Raw genomic sequence first — 19,072 nt, forward strand, 5'->3', positions numbered from 1 at the left:
GCCCGATCCTCTCCTACGGTCGCTGCGTCATCCCGTGAGCGGCGCAGCCGGACCCGTCGAGGTACACGTGGAGGATCCCGCGCGGCGTCTCGCACAGCACCGCGGCGGGTGACGGCGAGGCCGCGGGCGTCGGCCGCTCCTGTCCCGACGCGGCCTCGGGGAGCGTGCGCAGCACGCGGGTGCAGGCGGCCGCGGCGCTGCTCGGCAGGGCCCCGACCGGCGCCTCCGCCTTCGCGGTCCGGGTGCCGTCGTGGCAGGTCACCGCGACCTGCTCCGCGGCCGACGACCCGCCCGACCCTCCGGCGGAGGTCGCGCTCCCGGCGGTCCGGGCGATCGGCGCGAGCAGCGCGATCCCGCCCGCGACGACGAGCACGGCCGCGGAGGCGCCGGCGACCTGCCGCGCGATGCGCCCGCGCCGCTCGATGCGCCGCCGCACCCCGCCCGCGATGCGCCGCAGCTGCTCGTCGCTCGGGAGCCCGGCGCTGTGGCGCTCAGGACCGGGGAGGTCGTCGCTCATCGCTCCTCCTCCAGGTCGCGACGGAGGCGGGCCCGGGCGCGGCTCAGCCGGTTGCGCACGGCTCCCTCGGTGAGCCCGAGCCGCTCGGCCGCCTCCGCATAGGTCACGTCCTCGACCAGGCAGAGCCGCGCGACCTGCGCGTCGAGCGGCGGCAGCGCGGCGAACGCGCGGCGCAGCACGTCCGCGACCGCGCCGCGCTCGTCCTCGGGGGCGTCGAACCGGGGCTCGAGCGCCGCTGCGGTCTCGTGCTGCGCCCTCCGCAGGCGGGCGCGGCGCCGGTTCTGCGCGAGGTGCTTCACGGTCACGATCAGCCACGGCAGCGCGGAGTCGCCGACGAGGTGCACGCGGCCGCGCTTGCGCCACAGCAGCAGGAAGGCGTCCTGCACGACCTCCTCCGCGTCCGCCGGCTGCTCGAGCCAGCGGTACGCCACCGCGTACAGCGGGCGGGAGTGCCGGTGCACGATCTCGCCGAAGCCGGCCTGCGCGTCGCGGCCGCCGCGAGCGAGCAGCTCGGCGTCGGTCGGCGCGTCGGCCACGGCCGCATCCTGCCATCGCGGCGCCACGAGCGGGAGGGCCGTCACGCGGAGGTGGGCCGGGCGCGGCGCCGCGCGAACCGGACGACGAGCGCGACGAGGCCCCCGGCCGCGCCGAGCAGCACCAGCCACGGCAGCACGACGCCGAGGCCGACCGCGGTCGCGGCGAGCGCCTGCACGAGGGCGGTCGTGCCGGCCACGAGGCCGCCGGCGAAGTCCGCCGGCCCGGCCTTCGGCGCCGCGGCGGGGACCGTGATCGAGACGGACAGCGTCGCGGACGCGACCTGGTCGGCGAGCGTCCGCTGGTCGGCGAGCAGCTGCTCGAGCTTCCCCTGCCGGTCGGTCAGCGCGCCCTCGAGCTCGACGAGCGCGGCGCTCGAGTCCGCTCGCGCGAGCAGCTGCTGCAGGCGGCCGATCGAGGTGCGCAGGCTCGTGATCGCGACGGCGGTGTCGGTGACGCGGGCGGTGACGTCCGTCGAGTCGACGTTCACGTCGCGCACGCGGCCCTCGCGCTCGATCGCGCGGAGGGTGCGGGGGAAGGCGGCGGCGGGGATGCGCAGCTCGAGCCGCGCTGAGGGCCGGTCCGACGGGTCCTCGGTGCTGCGCGCGACGCGGCCGTCGGCCGCCTCGACGAGCGCGGTGACGCGGCCCGCGACCGCGATCGGGTCGTCGGCGACGAGCGAGAGGCGCCCGGTCGTGACGACGGACCGGTCCGCCGCGGCCGCCTTCGCGGCGGACCCAGACGCGACCTCGGCCCGGCCGGCCGCGGGCATCGCGCCCGACCCGGCGGCTCCGCCCGAATCGCCCCCGGCGGAGGAGGCCGTGCCGCCCGCGGTGCAGCCCGCGAGCGCGGCGACGGTCAGGGCGGCGGCGAGGGCGGCGGCGATCCGGGAGCGCATGCCCGGGAATGTCCGCCCGCCCGGGGACCCTCTCACCCCCTTTTCCTTCCTACATCCGGGGATCTCGAGGCTCGCTGGCGCTCGCACCTCGATCGACGGGTCGGGATCCGGGGGCGTCGGGGCCGGATCCCCGGATGTGGGAAGAAACCCTCCGCGCTACTCCGGGTCCGGGACGAAGCGGTAGCCGATGCCCGGCTCGGTGATGAGGTGCCGGGGCCGCGACGGGTCCGCCTCGAGCTTCTTCCGCAGCGTGCCGAGGTAGATCCGGAGGTAGCCGGAGTCCCGGGTGTGCGTCGGCCCCCAAACGCTCGTCAGCAGCGTCTGCTGCGTCACGAGCCGGCGCGGGTTGCGCACGAGCTGCTCGAGCACCGCCCACTCGGTCGGGGTGAGCCGCACGTCCTGCCCGGCCCGCTTCACCTGCCGCGCGGCGAGGTCGACGACGACGTCGCCGAACGCGACGGTCGGCCCGTCCGCGGCCTCCGGCGCCCGCCGGGTCACCGCGCGGATGCGGGCGAGCAGCTCCTCCGTCGCGAACGGCTTCGTCACGTAGTCGTCGGCGCCGGCGTCGAGGGCGTCCACCTTGCCGCTCGTGTCGGTGCGGCCGGAGACGACGAGGATCGGCGTCGTCGTCCACCCGCGCACGGCCTCGATGACGGCGACGCCGTCGAGCCCGGGCATGCCGAGGTCGAGCACGATCACGTCGGGCCGGTCGTGCGCGGCCGCGTCGATCGCCTCCCGCCCGTCCCGCGCCGTGGAGACGTCGTAGCCGTGCGCGGTGAGGATGATGCGGAGCGCCTTGAGGATCTGCGGATCGTCGTCCGCGACGAGGACCCTCATGCCTCCGCCGGTTCCCGCACCGTCGCGTCCACCGGCAGCCCGATGACCATCGTGAGCCCGCCTCCCGGGGTGTCCTCCGCCTCGATCGTCCCGCCCATGCCCTCCGCGAAGCCGCGGGAGAGCGCGAGGCCGAGCCCGATCCCGCCGGAGTCGGAGGTGTCGGAGTCGTGCTGGAACGGTTCGAACATCCTCGCGCGCCGCACCGCGTCGATGCCCGGCCCGTGGTCGATCACGCGGATCTGCAGCTGCTGCCCGAACGTGGAGACCGCGAGCTCGGGCGGCACGCCGTCGGGGGAGTGGCGGATCGCGTTCGACAGCAGGTTGACGAGCACGCGCTGCAGCAGGACGGGGTCGGCGCGGACGGGCGGCAGCGGCTCGGGCACGTGGAGCACCACGTCGTCGGGCCCGGCGTCGAGGTCGCCGAGCACGGCGGGCAGCACGTCGGCGACGTCGAGGGACTCGAGGGAGACGGCGAGCGCGCCCGCCTGCACGCGGCTGACGTCGAGCAGGTCGGTGACGAGGTGCGCGAGCACGTCGAGGCTGCGCTCCGCGCCCTCGAGCAGCTGCGTCCGGTCGCCGGCCGAGAGGCGGTCGCCGGAGGAGCGGAGGCTCGTGACCGCGGCCGTCGCGACGGCGAGGGGCCGGCGCAGGTCGTGGCCCACGGCCGCGAGCAGGGCCGAGCGCACCCGGTCCACCTCCTCGAGGGGCTCCAGGCGCTTCGCGGCGTCCGTGAGCGTGCGCTGCTCGATCGCGACGCCCAGCTGGGTCGCGACGACGTCGAGGATGCGGCGGTCGGAGGCGTCGAGCGGCCGGCCGACGAGCTCGAGCTCGAACCGGTCGGCGACCCGGACCCGGGTCCGCTCGCCCGTCGCGTCGGCGTCGCCGTGCTCCTCCATGAACCGCCCGTCGGCGATCAGCCGGACGCTCGCCATCCGGAACGCCTCCCGGGTCCGCTCGAGCAGCGCCTCGACCGCGTCCTCGCCGCCGAGCACGCCGCCCGCGATCGTGCTGAGCACCTCCGACTCGCTCGCGGAGCGGCGGGCGGCCCGGGTGAGCCGCGCGGCGCGGTCGACGACGACGCTGACGAGCAGGGCGCTCACGAGGTAGAGCAGCAGCGCGATCAGGTGGCTGGGCCGGTCGATCGTGAAGGTGAGGAACGGCTCGGCGAAGAGGAAGTCGAGCGTCAGCCCCGAGAGCACGGCGGCGAACGCGGCCGGCCAGGCGCCCCCGACCAGCGCGACGAGGATGACGAGCAGCTGGTAGGCGAGCGCCTCGGCGGTGAGGCTGTCCGTCGACCGGGTCGCCGTCAGCAGCAGGGTGAGCACGGGGCCGCCGACGACCGCGAGCGCGAAGCCGAGGGCCCGGCGCTTCGCGGACAGCGCGCCGCGGCCGCGCGGGACGAGGCTCGACCGCTGCCCCGCTGCGCTGTGGGTGACGATGTGCACGTCGATGTCGCCGGAGGAGCGGATCACGCGGGAGGAGGTGCCCGGCGCGGTCGCGAGCGCGAGGAGGCGCGAGCGCCGGGAGACGCCGATGACGAGCTGGGTGGCGGAGACCGCGCGCGCGAACTCGATCAGCGCGGCCGGGATGTCCTCGCCGACGACCTGGTGGAAGGTGCCGCCGAGCTGCTCGACGAGCACCCGCTGCGCGGCGAGCGCCGCGGGGTTCGGCGCGGCGAGCCCGTCCTCGCTCGCCACGTGCACCGCGAGCAGCTCGCCGCCGCCGGAGCGCGCCGCGATCCGGGCGCCGCGGCGCAGCAGGGTCTCGCCCTCGGCGCCGCCGGTGAGCGCGACGACGACCCGCTCGCGCGCCTCCCACGCCGTCGCGATGCCCTGCTCGGCGCGGTAGCGCTGCAGGGCGCTGTCGACCTCGTCGGCGAGCCAGAGCAGCGCGAGCTCGCGCAGCGCCGTGAGGTTGCCGAGCCGGAAGTAGTTCGACAGCGCCGCGTCGATCCGCGCCGCCGGGTACACCTGCCCGGCGGTCAGCCGGTCCCGGAGGGCCTGCGGCGCGAGGTCGACGAGCTCGATCCGGTCCGCCCTCCGCAGCACCCGGTCGGGGATCGTCTCCCGCTGCGGGATCCCGGTGATGCGCTCGACCACGTCGTTCAGCGACGCGATGTGCTGGATGTTGACGGTCGAGAGCACGTCGATGCCCGCGTCGAGCAGGGCGTCGATGTCCTCCCAGCGCTTCCCGTTGCGGGAGCCCGGCGCGTTCGTGTGCGCGAGCTCGTCGACCAGCGCGACCCGCGGCCGGCGGGCGAGGACCGCGTCGAGGTCCACCTCCTCGAGGCGGATGCCGCGGTGCTCCACGACGCGGAGCGGCACCGTCTCGATGCCGGCGGTGAGCGCGGCCGTCGCGCTGCGGCCGTGGTCGAGCACGACGGCCGAGACGACGTCCTCCCCGCGCCCGAGGAGCCGGTGGGCCTCCTCGAGCATCGCGTACGTCTTCCCGACGCCGGGCGCGGCGCCGAGGAAGACGAGCAGCCGACCTCTGGTCATGGCCGTCATCCTCCCCGACGCCCGCGGCTCACCGGGCCAGCGCGGCCAGAGCGATGTTCAGCTGCAGCACGTTCACCGTCGGCTCGCCGAGGAAGCCGAGGTCGGGCGCCTGCACGTGCTGCTCGACGAGCGCGCGGACCCGCGCGGCGCTGAGGCCCCGCGCCTGCGCGACCCGGTCGACCTGCCGCAGGGCGTACGCCTCGGAGACGTGCGGGTCGAGGCCGGACCCGGAGGCGGTGACCGCGTCGGCGGGCACGGCGCCGGGGCCGTCCTGCCGCACGATCGCGGCCTTCCGCTCGTCGATCGCCTTCACGAGGTCCGGGTTGTCCGGGCCGAGGTTGCTGCCGGAGGAGGCGCCGCCGTCGTAGCCGTCGCCGGCCGCGGAGGGCCGCGACTGGAACCACTGCGGCAGCGCGTCCCCCTTCGCGTCGGTGAACGACTGCCCGATCAGGGCGGAGCCGACGACCCGGCCGCCGGAGGTGACGAGCGAGCCGTTCGCCTGCGCGGGCAGGACGAGGCCGATGAGCGTGACGACGGCGGTGAAGACGATCGTCGCGACGGTCGTCAGCACGAGCAGGCCGAGCGCGACGGACCAGGTGCGGACGGGGCCGCGGGAGATGACGGAGGACATGTTCCTTCTCGATCGATCAGAAGCCGGGGATCAGGCCGACGACGAGGTCGATGACCTTGATCCCGATGAAGGGGGCGATCACGCCGCCGACGCCGTAGAGCAGCAGGTTGCGGCTCAGCAGCGCGGCGGCGGAGGAGGGCCGGTACCGCACGCCGCGGAGGGCGAGCGGGATCAGCGCGACGATGACGAGCGCGTTGAAGATCACCGCGGAGAGGATCGCGGAGCTCGACGAGTGCAGCTGCATGACGTTGAGCGCCTGCAGCCCCGGGAACACCCCGACGAACATCGCGGGGATGATCGCGAAGTACTTCGCGACGTCGTTCGCGATCGAGAACGTGGTGAGCGCGCCGCGGGTGATGAGCAGCTGCTTGCCGATCGTCACGATGTCGATCAGCTTCGTCGGGTCGCTGTCGAGGTCGACCATGTTGCCGGCCTCCTTCGCGGCAGACGTGCCGGTGTTCATCGCGACGCCGACGTCGGCCTGCGCGAGCGCGGGCGCGTCGTTCGTGCCGTCGCCGGTCATCGCGACGAGCCGGCCGCCCTCCTGCTCCCGCACGATGAGCGCGAGCTTGTCCTCGGGCGTCGCCTCGGCGAGGACGTCGTCGACGCCCGCCTCCTCGGCGATCGCCCGCGCGGTGATCGGGTTGTCGCCGGTCACCATGACGGTGCGGATGCCCATCGCGCGCAGCGCCGCGAAGCGCTCGACGAGGCCGGTCTTGACGACGTCCTTCAGGTGGATCACGCCGAGGAGGCGCGCGGTGCCGTCGGCGTCGCGCTCGGCGACGGCGAGCGGCGTGCCGCCCTGCTCGGAGATGCCGCGCACCCGCTCGTCGAGCGCGGCCGCGACGGCCGGCTCGACGGGGCCGTGCTCCCGCACCCACGCCAGCACGCTCGACGCGGCGCCCTTGCGGAGCGCGCCGCCGTCGGCCTCGTCGATGCCGCTCATCCGCGTCTGCGCCGTGAACGGCACGACGGTGCGGCCGGCGCGCTCGGTCGGCGCGAAGCCCTGCGCGGCGGCGAGCTCGACGACGCTGGCGCCCTCGGGCGTCGGGTCGGCGATGGAGGAGAGCGCGGCGGCCTCGACGAGCCGGCGCTCGGCGACGCCCGGCAGGGCGAGGAACGCGACGGCGCGGCGGTTGCCGTAGGTGATGGTGCCGGTCTTGTCGAGCAGCAGCGTCGACACGTCGCCGGCGGCCTCGACGGCGCGGCCGGAGGTCGCGAGCACGTTGCGCTGCACGAGCCGGTCCATGCCCGCGATGCCGATCGCGGACAGCAGCGCGCCGATCGTCGTCGGGATGAGGCAGACGAGCAGGGCGACGAGCACCGCGATCGACGGCGCCGCGTCCTGGAACCCGGCGATCGGGCCGAGGGCGAGCACGACGACGAGGAACACGATCGTCAGCGTCGACAGCAGGATCGACAGCGCGATCTCGTTCGGCGTCTTCTGCCGCACGGCGCCCTCGACGAGGGCGATCATCCGGTCGACGAAGGTCTCGCCGGGCTTCGACGTGATCGCCACGACGATCCGGTCGGAGAGCACGCGGGTGCCGCCGGTGACCGCGCTGCGGTCGCCGCCGCCCTCGCGGACGACGGGGGCGGACTCGCCCGTGATCGCCGACTCGTCGACCGACGCGATGCCCGAGACGATGTCGCCGTCGCCCGGGATCACCTCGCCGGCGACCACCACGACGACGTCGCCCTGGGCGAGGTCCGCGGAGGCGACCGTCTCGAACTCCGCCCGCTGCGCGTCCGGGTCGCCGGCGCGGTCGTAGGCGCGGACCCGGTTCGCGGACGTCGTCGTGCGGGTGGCCCGCAGCGATGCGGCCTGCGCCCGGCCGCGGCCTTCCGCGACCGCCTCCGCGAGCGTCGCGAACAGCACGGTGAGCCACAGCCAGACGGCGATCGCCCACGTGAACCCGACCTCGCGGCCCTGCCCGAGGAACGGGAGGGCGATGGCGAGCACGGTGGTCAGCGCGGCGCCGACCTCGACGATGAACATCACGGGGTTGCGGACGAGCTGCGCGGGCGCCATCTTGCGGACGGCGTCGGGCAGGTTCTTCACCAGCTGGCCGGCGCTGAACGCGCCCTTCGGCGGCCGGAGGTCCGGCTGCTGCCGCCGGTCCGCCGCCTCGGCGGCGTCCGGCTCGATCACGGGTGCGGTGGTCATGCGAGTCCTTCGGCGAGGGGTCCGAGTGCGAGGACCGGGAGGTAGGTGAGGGCGGCGACGACGAGCACGGTGCCCACCGCCAGCGCGACGAACTGGGGCCGGTGCGTGACGAGGCCGCCGGTGTCGGCGCCGGCCTCGACGTGCGTGTCCTGGCTCGCGAACGAGCCGGCGAGGGCGAGCACGAACACGATCGGCAGGTAGCGGCCGAGCCACATCGCGGCGCCGAGCGCGGCGTTCAGCCACGGGGTGTTCGCGGTGAGGCCCGCGAACGCGGAGCCGTTGTTGTTCGCCGCGGAGGTGAAGGCGTACAGCACCTCGGAGAAGCCGTGCGGGCCCGGGTTCCAGATGGAGGTCTTCGCGACGTCGGCGGTCACGCCGGGGATCGCGAAGGTGAGGCCGAGGCCCGCGAGGATCACGGTCGGCGTCGTGAGGACGTAGAGGCTGACGAAGGTGATCTCGCGGCCGGCGATCTTCTTGCCGAGGTACTGCGGCGTGCGGCCGATCATCAGGCCGGCGAGGAAGACCGCGAGGATCGCGATCATCAGGAAGCCGTAGAGGCCGCTCCCCACGCCGCCCGGCGCGAGCTCGCCGAGCATCATGTCCAGCATCGTCACCATGCCGCCGAGCGGCGTGTACGAGTCGTGCATCGAGTTGACCGCGCCGGTCGACGTCAGCGTGCTGGTGGAGCCGAAGAGTGCGGACCAGAGCACGCCGAAGCGCTGCTCCTTGCCCTCCATCGCGCCGCCCGCCGCGACGGTGGCCGAGCCGGCCCCGCCGACCTCGAGCGCCGTGACGGCCGCGGTGCAGAGGACGTACAGCGTGATCATCGCGGCGAGCACCGCGCGGCCCTGGCGGCGGTCGCCGACCATGAGCCCGAACGTGCGGGCGAGCGCGAACGGGATGACGAGCATCAGGACGATCTCGAACAGGTTCGACAGGCCCGTCGGGTTCTCGAACGGGTGCGCGGAGTTCGCGTTGAAGAAGCCGCCGCCGTTCGTGCCGAGCAGCTTGATCGCCTCCTGCGAGGCGACGGGCCCGCCGGGGATCGTCGCGGTGCCGCCGGTGAGCGTCTGCACGGTCTGGAAGCCGGAGAGGTTCTGGATCACGCCGGTGGCGAGCAGCACGACGGCGGCGATCAGCGCGCCGGGCACGAGGATGCGGCTGAGGGTCCGGACGAGGTCCACCCAGACGTTGCCGATCACGCCGGTGCCGCCGCGGCTCGCGATGCCGCGGACCAGGGTGATCGCGACCGCCATGCCGATGGCGGCGGAGAGGAAGTTCTGCACGGCGAGGCCGGCGAGCTGGGCGGTGTAGCCGAGCGTCAGCTCCGGCGAGTACGACTGCCAGTTCGTGTTCGTGACGAAGGAGATCGCGGTGTTGAAGGCGAGCCCCTCCGGCACCGCGGGCAGGCCGAGCGAGAGCGGCAGCACGGCCTGGAGGCGCTGGATGCCGTACAGCAGCAGCACGCCGAGCACGGAGATCGCGAGGACGCCGCGCAGGTAGTTCGGCCAGCGCTGCTGCGCGCGGGCGTCGACGCCGAGGAGGCGGTAGACGCCGCGCTCGACGAGCCAGTCGCGGTCGGTCGTGTACGTGCGGGCCATCCAGGTGGACAGCGGCCAGCCGATGGCGACCAGCGCGATCACCAGGGTGAGCAGGGTCAGGGCGAAGCGGAGCGCGTCCACGTCAGAACCGCTCCGGCTTCACGAGCGCGAAGACCAGGTAGGCGATCGCGGCCACGGCGAGCAGCGCGGCGAGGAGGTCGAAGACGATCATCGCTTCGCCGCCGCTCTCGCGGTCAGCGCGACGGTGCCGGCGAGCACGAGCACGCCGGCGAGGTACAGGACGTCGAGCACGGAAAGGGCTCCCAGGAGTCGTTCGATCCGCAGCGCGGACCGGCCCGCCGCTCGGCGGACCGTGCGATGCAACCGCCGCCCGCACCCCGGGGAGGCGCGTCTTGACGGGATCCATACGGCCCGCGCCGGAACCCCTACGCGCCGTTTACGCCGCCGCGCCCGGTCGCACGGGTCCGGCGTATGGATCGCGTAAAGACGGCCGATCCGGGGCCGGCGCGGCTGTCAGGATCCCCTCCGTGCGCGCGATCCCCTCCGAGTGCGGCCGGTGACCGCCCGGCGGAGCCCGGTCCTCCCTCCGCCGCCCGGGCGCGGCCGGTTCGCGGCCTGGCTGCTCGAGGGGCAGGCGGAGCGCGCGGGGGAGCACCAGGGCCCGCACGGCCGCGCCCGGGACACGCACCACTGGCTGCGCGTCATGTGCCTCACCGGCGTCGACTACTTCTCGACGCTCGGCTACCAGCCGGCGATCGCGTTCCTCGCCGCCGGCTTCGTGTCGCCGCTCGCGACGCTCGTGCTCGTCGCGCTGACCCTCGCCGGCGCCCTCCCCGTCTACCGTCGCGTCGCGTCGGAGAGCTTCCGGGGCGAGGGCTCGATCGCGATGCTCGAGCGCCTGCTGCCGTGGTGGGGCGGGAAGCTGTTCGTGCTCGTCCTGCTCGGCTTCGCCGCGACGGACTTCATGATCACGATCACGCTCTCGGCCGCCGACGCGGCGGCGCACGCCGTCGAGAACCCGCTCGTGCCGGAGGCGCTGCACGGCACGAACCTCTGGGTGACGCTGCTGCTCGTCCTCGCGCTCGGCGCGGTGTTCCTCAAGGGGTTCCGGGAGGCGATCGGCGTCGCGGTCGTGCTCGTCGCGGTCTACCTCGTGCTGAACGCGGTCGTCGTCGTCGACGGGATCACGCGCGTGGTCGCGCACCCGGAGGTGTTCGGGAGCTGGTCCGGCGCCCTCCTGCACCAGCAGGGGTCGATCTGGGGCGCGATCGGGCTGGCGCTGCTCGTGTTCCCGAAGCTCGCGCTCGGCCTCTCCGGCTTCGAGACGGGCGTGACCGTGATCCCGCAGATCCGCGGCGACGACGGCGCCGGCACCACCGAGGGCCGCTACCCGGCCGCGCGCATCCGCGGCGCGAAGCGGCTGCTCACGACCGCGGCGATCACGATGAGCGTCTTCCTCGTCACGACGAGCTTCATCACCACGCTGCTCATCCCCGCGAAGGCCTTCGAGCCGGGCGGCGGGGCGAACGGCCGCGCCCTCGCCTACCTCGCGCACCGCGACCTCGGCCCCGCCTTCGGCACCGTCTACGACGTCTCGACGATCGCGATCCTCTGGTTCGCGGGCGCCTCCGCGATGGCCGGGCTGCTGAACATCGTGCCCCGCTACCTGCCGCGGTACGGGATGGCACCGACCTGGGCCCGGTCCGTCCGGCCGCTCGTCGTCACCTTCACCCTGATCGCCCTCCTCGTCACCGTGATCTTCGACGCGGACGTCGACGCGCAGGGCGGCGCCTACGCGACGGGCGTGCTCGTGCTGATCACGTCGGCCACGGTCGCCGTCACGCTCTCCGCCGTCCGCAAGCGGCAGCGCGGCCTGACCGTCTTCTTCGCGGTCGTCGCCCTCGTCTTCGCCTACACGACCGTCGCGAACGTCATCGAACGCCCCGACGGCGTGAAGATCGCCGCGGTGTTCATCGCAGGCATCCTCGTCGTCTCCCTGCTGTCCCGCGTCCGCCGCTCGTTCCAGCTGCGGGCCTCCAGCGTGCGCTTCGACGACACCGCGCTCGCGTTCCTCGAGGAGGCGGAGGACTTCGGCGAGATCCACCTCGTCGCGAACGAGCCGGACCGCCGCGACCGCCGGGAGTACGAGCAGAAGGCGAAGGACGAGCGGCACGACAGCCACATCCCCGGCCGCGCGTCGATCATCTTCCTCGAGGTCGAGAAGACCGACTCCTCCGACTTCGAGGAGGACCTCGTCGTGCGCGGCGTCGTCCGGCACGGGTTCCGGGTGCTCGAGGTCGCCTCCGGCAACGTCCCGAACACGATCGCCGCGGTGCTGCTGCGGATCCGGGAGGAGACCGGCGTCGTGCCCCAGGTCTACTTCGAGTGGACGGAGGGGAGCCCGCTGTCGAACATGCTGCGGTTCCTGATCTCGGGGGAGGGCGAGGTCGCGCCCGTCACCCGCGAGGTGCTGCGGCACACCGAGCCGGACGTGCGCCGCCGGCCGATGGTGCACGTCTCCTGACCGCGTCCCCGTACAGGACCTGACCGGATCGCGCCCCGCGGCGTATGGATCCCGTGAAGACGGCCGCGCGGCGCGGACCGCGGGTGCACGCTCGGACCGTGAGCCCCCGTGCACCGCTGCAGGACCCGGTCGACCGGTCCGACCCCCTCCTGGTCCGCCTGGTCGCGGGCCCGACCGCCTGGGGGCGGCTCGACGTGCAGCCGTCGCGGTACGGCTTCACCCGGTACCGCCTGACCGTGCTGCCGCCCGGCGCGTCGACCGCCGAGCGGGCGTGGCTCGCGGTGTGGCGCTCGTGCCCGGTGCTCGTCGCCGTGCTCGGCTTCGGGCTCGACCTCGTCGTGCTCGCCGCGGGGGCCGACGGCGTCGTCGCGGCCGCCGCCGGGGGAGCGCTCGCCGTCGTCGTCCCCGCGCTCGTCGCGGTGCGCACCCGGCGCCTCCGCCCGCTCGTGCGCTCCCGCGCCGGCGGCGTGGACGACTGCGCGGGCGTCCCGCGGCCGGTCGGCGACATGGCCGCGATCGACCGGTGGTGGCCGGTGCTCGACGCCGCCGACCGCGCCCTCGAGCGCGGCGACATGACGCCGGTCGAGCACGAGCTGGTCTGGACCGCCGCCTGGCAGGACCTCGCGACCCGGCCGCGCGGCGCCCACCCGGGCCTGCGAGCGCGCGCCGCGGGCCTGCTCCGGCAGGGCTGAGCCGCCCCTCAGGCGCCGACGGCGTCCAGCGCCTGCGCCAGGTCGTCCCAGAGGTCGTTCGTGTCCTCGAGGCCCACGGAGAGGCGCACGAGGCCCTCGGGGATCGTCGGCGCCTCGCTCGACCACCGGCGGCGGCGCTCCAGCGTCGACTCGACGCCGCCGAGGCTCGTCGCCGCGCGCCACAGCTGCACGCCGTGGACGAGCGCGTCCGCCGCGGCCGCGTCCCGCAGCACGACGGAGACGATCGCGCCGAAGCCGGGGTAGCGCACCTCCGCGACGCCGCCGTGGGCCTCGAGCCGGCGGACCAGCCGCTGCGCGGTCGCCTGCGCACGCTCGAGCCGCACCGCGAGGGTGCGGACGCCGCGCAGGGCGAGGAACGCCTCGAACGCCGACGGCGTCGCGCCACCGAGCGTCCGCGAGCCGGTGACCCGCGCCGCGAGGTCCGCGTCCGCCGTGACGACCGCGCCCATCAGCAGGTCGCTGTGGCCCGCGAGGTACTTCGTCACGGAGTGGACGACGAGGTCCGCGCCGTGCTCGATCGGCCGCTGCAGCAGCGGGGTCGCGAAGGTGTTGTCGACGGCGACGAGCGCGTCGACGGCGTGGGCGCCGCGGACGATCGCGGCGATGTCCGCGAGCTCGAGCGCCGGGTTCGTCGGGGACTCGAGCCACACGAGCGCCGCGCCGCGGGCGGCCTCCACCACCGCGGCGGTGTCGGTGATGTCGACCCACGCCGTGCGGAGCGCGCCGCGCGCCTCGAGCTCCTGCAGCCGCGCGACCGTGCCCGTGTAGGAGTGCCGCGGCGCGACGACCGTGCCGCCGGTCGGCACGAGGTCGAGCACCGCGCCGATCGCGGCCATGCCGGAGGCGAACGAGATGCAGGTGCCGCCCTCGAGGTCGCCGAGCACGTCCTCGAACGCCGTCCACGTCGGGTTCGCGTAGCGGCCGTACTCGAGCTCGCCGAACGAGCCGTACGTCGAGGCGAGCACGACCGGGGTGTTCAGCGGGGCGTCCGGCACGGCGGCCGGCCGGCCGGCGGTCACCGCGCGCGTCGTGAAGTGCAGCGGGCGGGAGTCGGCGTCCATGCCTCGATCTTGCTCGATCCGGGCGGGACGCCGCGGCGGATGACGCCCGCGGTCGCTGGCGGAGCCCTCCGCTGCAGATCCGGGCGAGCGCTCGTCCGGATCAGCAGCGGAGCGCCCCGTTAGGGCTCGGGCTGCGGCTCGACGAGCTGTGCGAGCTGGAGGAGGTTGCCGCACGTGTCGTCGAGCACCGCGACGATCACCGGCCCCATCGCCGTCGGCGGCGTCGTGAAGCGGACGCCCGCGGCGACCAGCCGGTCGTGCTCCGCCTGCACGTCGGCCACCCCGAGCTGCAGGAAGGGGATCCCGTCCGCGGCGAGCGCCGTCGTGAACGGCGGCACCGCCGGGTGGTTCTTCGGCTCGAGCGACAGCGCGGTGCCGTCCGGCGCCTCCGCGCTCGCGACGGTCAGCCACCGGAAGTCGCCGAGGGGCACATCGGCGACGAGCACGAGGCCGAGCACCCCGGTGTAGAAGTCGAGGGCGCGCTGCTGGTCGTCGACGAACACGCTGACGGTCTGGATCCGCATGGTCCACCCTGCGCTCACGGCGGGCGGCGGCGCAACGACGGAGGTCCCGCGGCTGCGGCACGCCAATAGGCTGCGGCGGTGGCCGGGCGTCGGATCGAGGAGTCCCCGCTCGCACCGCTCGTGGCCTTCTCCGCCGCGACGAACCTCGGGCTCGCGGGCCGCGCGTTCGCGCTCGACGGCGCGGGCGACGAGGTGGACGCGGTCCGCCGCCTCCTCGTCGGCTTCGGCGCGAGGGAGGAGGCCGGCGCCGCCCTCCGGATCGCGGACGGGAGGGTCGTCGCGGGCCTGCCGGAGCATCCCCTCGACTCGGCGGCCGCGCGGCTCGACCGGGCGCGGGCCCGCATGCCGGCGACGGCGGCCGCGGTCGCCGCGCTCGGGGACCGCCTGGCGGGCGTACGCATCGGCGTCTCGCTCGTGCTCGAGCCGAAGACCGCGGTCCTCGCCCTGCTGCTCGCGGAGGCCGGCGCCGAGGTCGCCCTGTTCGCCTTCGCCGCCGAGACGGACGACGCGGTCGCGGCCGAGCTGCGGGCCCGCGGCGTCGCCGTGCACGCCTCGGCCGGCGCGACCCCGGCCGAGGAGCGCCGGCATGCGCTCGCCCTCCTCGACGGCCGTCCGCAGCTGCTCGTCGACGACGGCGCCCACGTCGTCCGGCTCGCCCACGCCGAGCGCCCGGACGTCGTGGCAGGGCTGCTCGGCGCCGCCGAGGAGACGACGAGCGGCGTCGGTCCCCTGCGCGCCATGGCGGCCGACGGCGCCCTCCGCGTCCCGGTGATCGCCGCGAACGACGCGGTCACGAAGACGTTCTTCGACAACCGGCACGGCACGGGCGAGACCTGCGTGCTCGCGATCGCCCGGACGCTCGACGACGACCTGTCCGCCTCCCGCGCCGTCGTGGTCGGCTTCGGGCCGGTCGGGGAGGGCGTCGCGGAGCGCCTCCGGGTCCTCGGCGCGCGCGTCGTCGTGGTCGAGGTCGACCCCCGCCGCGAGCTCGCGGCCCGGTTCGCCGGGTACGCGACCGCACCCCTCCTCGATGCCGTCACCGACGCCGACCTGGTCGTCTCGGCCACGGGAGCGGCCCGGACCGTCGACGAGCGGGTCCTCGCCGCCTGCGCCGAGGACGCCGTCGTCGCGGTGGCGGGCGGGGCCCCGGAGGAGGTGCTGCCGCCGGCCCGGGCCGTGCGGGAGCGGATCGCGCCCCACGTCGAGCGCCTGCGGCTGCCCGGCGGGCGCTCGGTGCGGCTGCTCGCGGGCGGCGACTGCGTGAACATCGTCGCGGGCGAGGGCAACCCGATCGACGTGATGGACCTGTCCTTCGCGGTGCAGGCGGCCGCGCTCGGCGCGCTGCTCGAGGGCGGGCTCGCGCCGGGCGTGCACGTGCTGCCCGACGCGGCGGACCGTCGTGCTGCCGCCCTCGCCCTCGGCCGCGGCGCCGGAGCGGCGCACGGAGTGGCCGCCGTCGACTGGCGGCGCACGCGGTTCGACCTCTAGCGCGGGCCCGACGCGCTCGTCCTCCTGTTCGATTCCTCTCCGACGGGGTGTCGGTGGTGCTCGATAGCGAGTTCGCATGTCGGGAGCGGAGGCTGCAGCGGTCGAGGCCCCGCCGCGCCCGCTCGCGGAGCGGCTCTGGGAGACCGGCGGCTCGCTGCCCGAGCTGATGGTGCAGCGGCTCTTCGCCGAGTCGCGCGAGCCCGGCGACGCGCGGACGGTGCACGACGACCTGCGCGGCGTGGACGAGGAGGTCCTCGCGTGGGCGCTGTCCTCCGCCGCGGAGCGGGCGTCGACCTCGCCCGGGACCGTCTCCGGATCGAGATCGTCGAGCGCTGGCTCGTGCCCGACGAGGAGCTCATGGGCATGCCGCTCGCGCCGAACGCGCAGCCGGACCCCGACCCGGTGCTGCGGGCGCTCGACGCCCTCGCGGAGGAGCAGCGCCGGCTGCACGAGGCCGAGTTCCGGCGCACGATCTCGGCCGTCGCCGCGTGGCGCACGGCGCTCGCGGACGAGGGCGCACCGGGCGCGGTCGACACCCCGTACCAGTGCGGCTTCTTGGTCGACCTCGGGCTCGCGCTCCAGGTCTCCGAGCGCACCGCGAAGATCCTCGTGAGCACGGCCGACCTGCTCGAACGCGGGATGCCCGCGGTCTGGGCGCGGTTCGCCCGCGGTGACGCCGGCTGGCGCACGATGCAGATCGTGTCGGCCGCCGCCGAGGGGCTCGACCCGGCGGTGCTGCCCCGGTTCGACGAGGCCGCCGCCGAGAGGATCGGCACGACCCCGGTCCCGCGGCTCGGGGAGGTGCTCCGCCGGGTCCGTGAGCGGCTGCAGGCCTCGACCGCCGACGACCGCCACGAGCGGGCCCGGCAGCAGCGCCGCGTGATCGTCGAGCCGGGCCCGGACGGCATGGGCTGGCTCCACGCGCACCTGCCCGCCACGACCCTCCTGGCCGTCGAGCACCAGCTCGCCAAGGCCGCGATCGCCGCAGCGGGCGCCGAGGGCGAGACCCGCGGCGTCGGCGTGCTCAAGGCGGACGTGCTCGAGGACGTGCTCCTGCAGGGCCTTCGTCGCGACGCGGACCCCGCGGACCCGGCGCTGCGCGTGCCCGCCCGCCGCGGGGTCGAGCCGCGGATCTCGATCCTCATCCCCGCCATGACGGCGCTCGGGCACGCCGCCGTGCCGCCCGTGCTCGCGGGCTACGGCCCGATCAGGATCCGGACCGCGCTCCGCCTCGCCGGGACCGCGAAGTCCTGGGTGCGGGTGCTCACCGACCCCTTCACCGGGGCGCCGGTCAGCCTCGGCCGCGAGAAGTACCGGCCGACGAAGGACATGCGGCGGCTGATCCGCCTCCTCGACGGCGGGGGCCGCGGCCCGGGCTGCCCGCAGGGGCCGGACCAGCCGGACATCGACCACGTCCGGTCGTTCCGGCTGCACGGCGAGGACGGCGCGACCGAGATCGACAACCTCGTGCTCCTGTCCCGCCGCCACCACGGCATCACGACCGCGGGCGAGGTCGACGTCGGCCTGCTGCCGGACCGCACCCTCGTCTGGCGGAACGCGTCGACCGGCGCGGTGCACCTGACCCGGCCGCAGGACCCGCCGGAACCGACACCGATCCCGCCCGGCCTCCTCGACGAGGACGACTGCCCCTTCTGAGCCCGCGCCCTGAGCGGGCCGATCAGTGCCGGGGGCGGATGCGGGTCTCCAGTGCGCGGCGCGCCCCCTCTGCGCCTGGTCCGCCGTCGGCGGCGATCGCGCTGAGGGCGCTCTCCGGCATCGCCGGGTTCGCGATCGCGGCCTCCTGCACGCCGGGGAAGGGATCACGGCCGAGGACGCCCAGAGCCGCGCCGCTCGCGTCCGAGTTGCGCGCGAGCACGCTCCTGACCTCGATCGACGGGTCGGTCACCAGCGCGACCTGGGTCCGTTCGGAGAGGAGGCGCTCGGCGAGCAGCACGCGGACGGAGACCGACGGATCGGCGACGAAACCGTGCAACGCCTCCGGCTCGGTGGTCGCTGCGAGCGCGAGCATCCGGTGCTGCTCCGACGGGGCCGCAGCCAGACGATCGCGATCGATCCGGTCGAGGGGCAGCGGCTGCGGCGCCGTGCGCCCGTCAGGGCCGCTGCGCAGCGTCGAGCGCAGCGTCCAGGCGTCCCATTCGACCGCACGTTCGACGAGCGCGTCCGCGGCTTCGGGCTCGAGCCGACCGGAGCGGAGCAGCCGGACGCCGAGATCGGCGTCGGCCTCGGCGGCGACCCGCGCGAGCAGGTCGCCGTCGGCTGCCGGATGCGCGATCACTCGCTCCCGCAGGCTCCCGCTCGAATCGAGGTCGATCTCCACGAGCTGCTGCGGCGTGAGGTCGGCACGATCGAGGGCGGCCGCCCAGAGCGCGGAGTCCTCGCGCGCCCACAGGACGAGCTCCTCGGTGGTCGTCTCCGGGCGCAGCGCCAGGTACCAGCGGACGCCGAAGTCGCCCTCCTCGCGCAGACGATCGAGCACGTCTCGGGGAGTCCCCGGGTTGCCCGCGACCTGCCAGCGGACGGCGTGGTCGGTCCGGTCGACCAGGAGGCGAAGGGCGTCGCCGGGCGTGCGCGGGTTGCGCGCGACCCGGACGGCGGCGAAGCCGGTCGCGTCCCGTGCGGCCCGTCGGAGCACGCCGCGCCGTCTGGTGGCGTCGACCCGCGGCTCGACGGCTGCGGCAGCCGTGACGGGGTCCAGGCCGCGCGGGCTCGCAGGCCGCATGACGTCGCGGATGACGTGCCGTTTGAAGAAGTCCGCCTGCTGCGCGGCCGGTCGGACCCACGCGTCGAGGAAGCCCGACGCGGCTCTGGACCAGACCCAGGCGAGCGCGAGCGACTCGCTCTCGGCGGTCACGGACTCGGTCGCGAACCAGCCGTGCTCGTAGTCCCACCGTCGCGCGATCCACCCTCGATCGCCGGGCCCCACGGTGTACTCGGCGTCCTCCGGCACAGCGTGGGAGTCGTCCGGCTGGCGCTCGACGTCGCCCGGCAGCGCCGCCTGCGGCCAGTCGGGAGACGACTGCGCATCGATGACGCGCTGCCGCCTCGCGCGGAAGTCCTCGAGGTCCACCCGCCAACCGTAGGAGTGTCCCTAGGCTTC

At 75.2% G+C, this 19,072-nt stretch carries 17 protein-coding genes; 4 read left to right on the forward strand and 13 right to left on the reverse strand.

Features of this window, described 5'->3' with window-relative positions:
- Window positions 1-13 precede the first annotated feature (13 nt).
- From D1781_RS04210 to D1781_RS17435, 10 genes are all read right to left on the reverse strand, one after another.
- A complete protein-coding gene (locus D1781_RS04210; RefSeq protein ID WP_119480988.1) occupies window positions 14-517 on the reverse strand; it encodes a hypothetical protein in 504 nt (167 codons plus the stop codon).
- Window positions 514-1,053 (reverse strand): RNA polymerase sigma factor, encoded by a 540-nt coding sequence (locus D1781_RS04215; protein WP_158589991.1) that lies wholly within the window; start codon window positions 1,051-1,053, stop codon window positions 514-516. Before D1781_RS04215 ends, D1781_RS04210 begins: the two co-directional genes overlap by 4 nt.
- A gap of 41 nt (window positions 1,054-1,094) precedes the next feature.
- Window positions 1,095-1,949 (reverse strand): DUF4349 domain-containing protein, encoded by an 855-nt coding sequence (locus D1781_RS04220; protein ID WP_119480990.1) that lies wholly within the window; start codon window positions 1,947-1,949, stop codon window positions 1,095-1,097.
- A 156-nt stretch (window positions 1,950-2,105) separates the two neighbouring features.
- Window positions 2,106-2,786, reverse strand: coding sequence for a response regulator (locus D1781_RS04225; protein ID WP_119480991.1), 681 nt, complete (start codon window positions 2,784-2,786; stop codon window positions 2,106-2,108).
- Complete coding sequence (locus D1781_RS04230; protein WP_119480992.1) at window positions 2,783-5,284, reverse strand: ATP-binding protein; 2,502 nt, start codon at window positions 5,282-5,284, stop codon at window positions 2,783-2,785. The genes D1781_RS04225 and D1781_RS04230 overlap by 4 nt, the downstream gene beginning before the upstream one ends.
- A gap of 28 nt (window positions 5,285-5,312) precedes the next feature.
- A complete protein-coding gene (gene kdpC / locus D1781_RS04235; protein WP_119480993.1) occupies window positions 5,313-5,915 on the reverse strand; it encodes a K(+)-transporting ATPase subunit C in 603 nt (200 codons plus the stop codon).
- A 16-nt stretch (window positions 5,916-5,931) separates the two neighbouring features.
- The gene (gene kdpB / locus D1781_RS04240; protein WP_119480994.1) at window positions 5,932-8,082 is read right to left on the reverse strand and encodes a potassium-transporting ATPase subunit KdpB; all 2,151 of its coding nucleotides are present in this window, start codon (window positions 8,080-8,082) and stop codon (window positions 5,932-5,934) included.
- Window positions 8,079-9,764, reverse strand: a complete 1,686-nt coding sequence (kdpA, locus tag D1781_RS04245; protein ID WP_119480995.1) for a potassium-transporting ATPase subunit KdpA — start codon at window positions 9,762-9,764, stop codon at window positions 8,079-8,081. The genes kdpB and kdpA overlap by 4 nt, the downstream gene beginning before the upstream one ends.
- Before the next feature lies 1 nt (window position 9,765).
- Window positions 9,766-9,855: a potassium-transporting ATPase subunit F gene (locus D1781_RS04250; RefSeq protein ID WP_119480996.1), complete on the reverse strand. Its 90-nt coding sequence runs from the start codon at window positions 9,853-9,855 to the stop codon at window positions 9,766-9,768.
- Window positions 9,852-10,007, reverse strand: coding sequence for a hypothetical protein (locus D1781_RS17435; RefSeq protein ID WP_158589992.1), 156 nt, complete (start codon window positions 10,005-10,007; stop codon window positions 9,852-9,854). Before D1781_RS17435 ends, D1781_RS04250 begins: the two co-directional genes overlap by 4 nt.
- A 193-nt stretch (window positions 10,008-10,200) precedes the next feature.
- Here D1781_RS17435 and D1781_RS04255 point away from each other — a divergent pair, with 193 nt between their 5' ends.
- Both D1781_RS04255 and D1781_RS04260 read left to right on the forward strand, forming a co-directional pair.
- Window positions 10,201-12,168, forward strand: coding sequence for an APC family permease (locus D1781_RS04255; RefSeq protein ID WP_119481728.1), 1,968 nt, complete (start codon window positions 10,201-10,203; stop codon window positions 12,166-12,168).
- 98 nt (window positions 12,169-12,266) lie between these two features.
- Window positions 12,267-12,860 (forward strand): DUF6611 family protein, encoded by a 594-nt coding sequence (locus D1781_RS04260; RefSeq protein ID WP_147392034.1) that lies wholly within the window; start codon window positions 12,267-12,269, stop codon window positions 12,858-12,860.
- 8 nt (window positions 12,861-12,868) lie between these two features.
- Here the strand turns inward: D1781_RS04260 and D1781_RS04265 are convergent, their stop codons facing one another.
- Window positions 12,869-13,942, reverse strand: coding sequence for a trans-sulfuration enzyme family protein (locus D1781_RS04265; protein ID WP_119480998.1), 1,074 nt, complete (start codon window positions 13,940-13,942; stop codon window positions 12,869-12,871).
- 119 nt (window positions 13,943-14,061) lie between these two features.
- Window positions 14,062-14,466, reverse strand: coding sequence for a VOC family protein (locus D1781_RS04270; RefSeq protein ID WP_119480999.1), 405 nt, complete (start codon window positions 14,464-14,466; stop codon window positions 14,062-14,064).
- A 78-nt stretch (window positions 14,467-14,544) separates the two neighbouring features.
- Between D1781_RS04270 and D1781_RS04275 the strand changes: the two genes are divergently transcribed.
- On the forward strand, window positions 14,545-15,954 hold the full coding sequence (locus D1781_RS04275; RefSeq protein ID WP_119481000.1) for an adenosylhomocysteinase: 1,410 nt from the start codon (window positions 14,545-14,547) through the stop codon (window positions 15,952-15,954).
- 258 nt (window positions 15,955-16,212) lie between these two features.
- Window positions 16,213-17,610, forward strand: a complete 1,398-nt coding sequence (locus D1781_RS04280) for an HNH endonuclease signature motif containing protein (protein ID WP_119481001.1) — start codon at window positions 16,213-16,215, stop codon at window positions 17,608-17,610.
- A gap of 22 nt (window positions 17,611-17,632) precedes the next feature.
- Here D1781_RS04280 and D1781_RS04285 read toward each other — a convergent pair whose 3' ends face one another.
- Window positions 17,633-19,042, reverse strand: a complete 1,410-nt coding sequence (locus D1781_RS04285) for a hypothetical protein (protein WP_119481002.1) — start codon at window positions 19,040-19,042, stop codon at window positions 17,633-17,635.
- Between the last annotated feature and the right edge of the window lie 30 nt (window positions 19,043-19,072).

Source organism: Amnibacterium setariae, from assembly GCF_003581425.1.
In the GTDB taxonomy this organism is placed as follows: domain Bacteria; phylum Actinomycetota; class Actinomycetes; order Actinomycetales; family Microbacteriaceae; genus Amnibacterium; species Amnibacterium setariae.

Bases quoted from the DNA above. Each gene is read 5' to 3' on its own strand.
- D1781_RS04210 (WP_119480988.1), bottom strand. From the start codon at position 517: ATGAGCGACGACCTCCCCGGTCCTGAGCGCCACAGCGCCGGGCTCCCG.
- D1781_RS04220 (WP_119480990.1), bottom strand. From the start codon at position 1,949: ATGCGCTCCCGGATCGCCGCCGCCCTCGCCGCCGCCCTGACCGTCGCC.
- D1781_RS04225 (WP_119480991.1), bottom strand. From the start codon at position 2,786: ATGAGGGTCCTCGTCGCGGACGACGATCCGCAGATCCTCAAGGCGCTC.
- D1781_RS04230 (WP_119480992.1), bottom strand. From the start codon at position 5,284: ATGACCAGAGGTCGGCTGCTCGTCTTCCTCGGCGCCGCGCCCGGCGTC.
- kdpC (WP_119480993.1), bottom strand. From the start codon at position 5,915: ATGTCCTCCGTCATCTCCCGCGGCCCCGTCCGCACCTGGTCCGTCGCG.
- kdpB (WP_119480994.1), bottom strand. From the start codon at position 8,082: ATGACCACCGCACCCGTGATCGAGCCGGACGCCGCCGAGGCGGCGGAC.
- D1781_RS04250 (WP_119480996.1), bottom strand. From the start codon at position 9,855: ATGATCGTCTTCGACCTCCTCGCCGCGCTGCTCGCCGTGGCCGCGATC.
- D1781_RS04265 (WP_119480998.1), bottom strand. From the start codon at position 13,942: ATGGACGCCGACTCCCGCCCGCTGCACTTCACGACGCGCGCGGTGACC.
- D1781_RS04270 (WP_119480999.1), bottom strand. From the start codon at position 14,466: ATGCGGATCCAGACCGTCAGCGTGTTCGTCGACGACCAGCAGCGCGCC.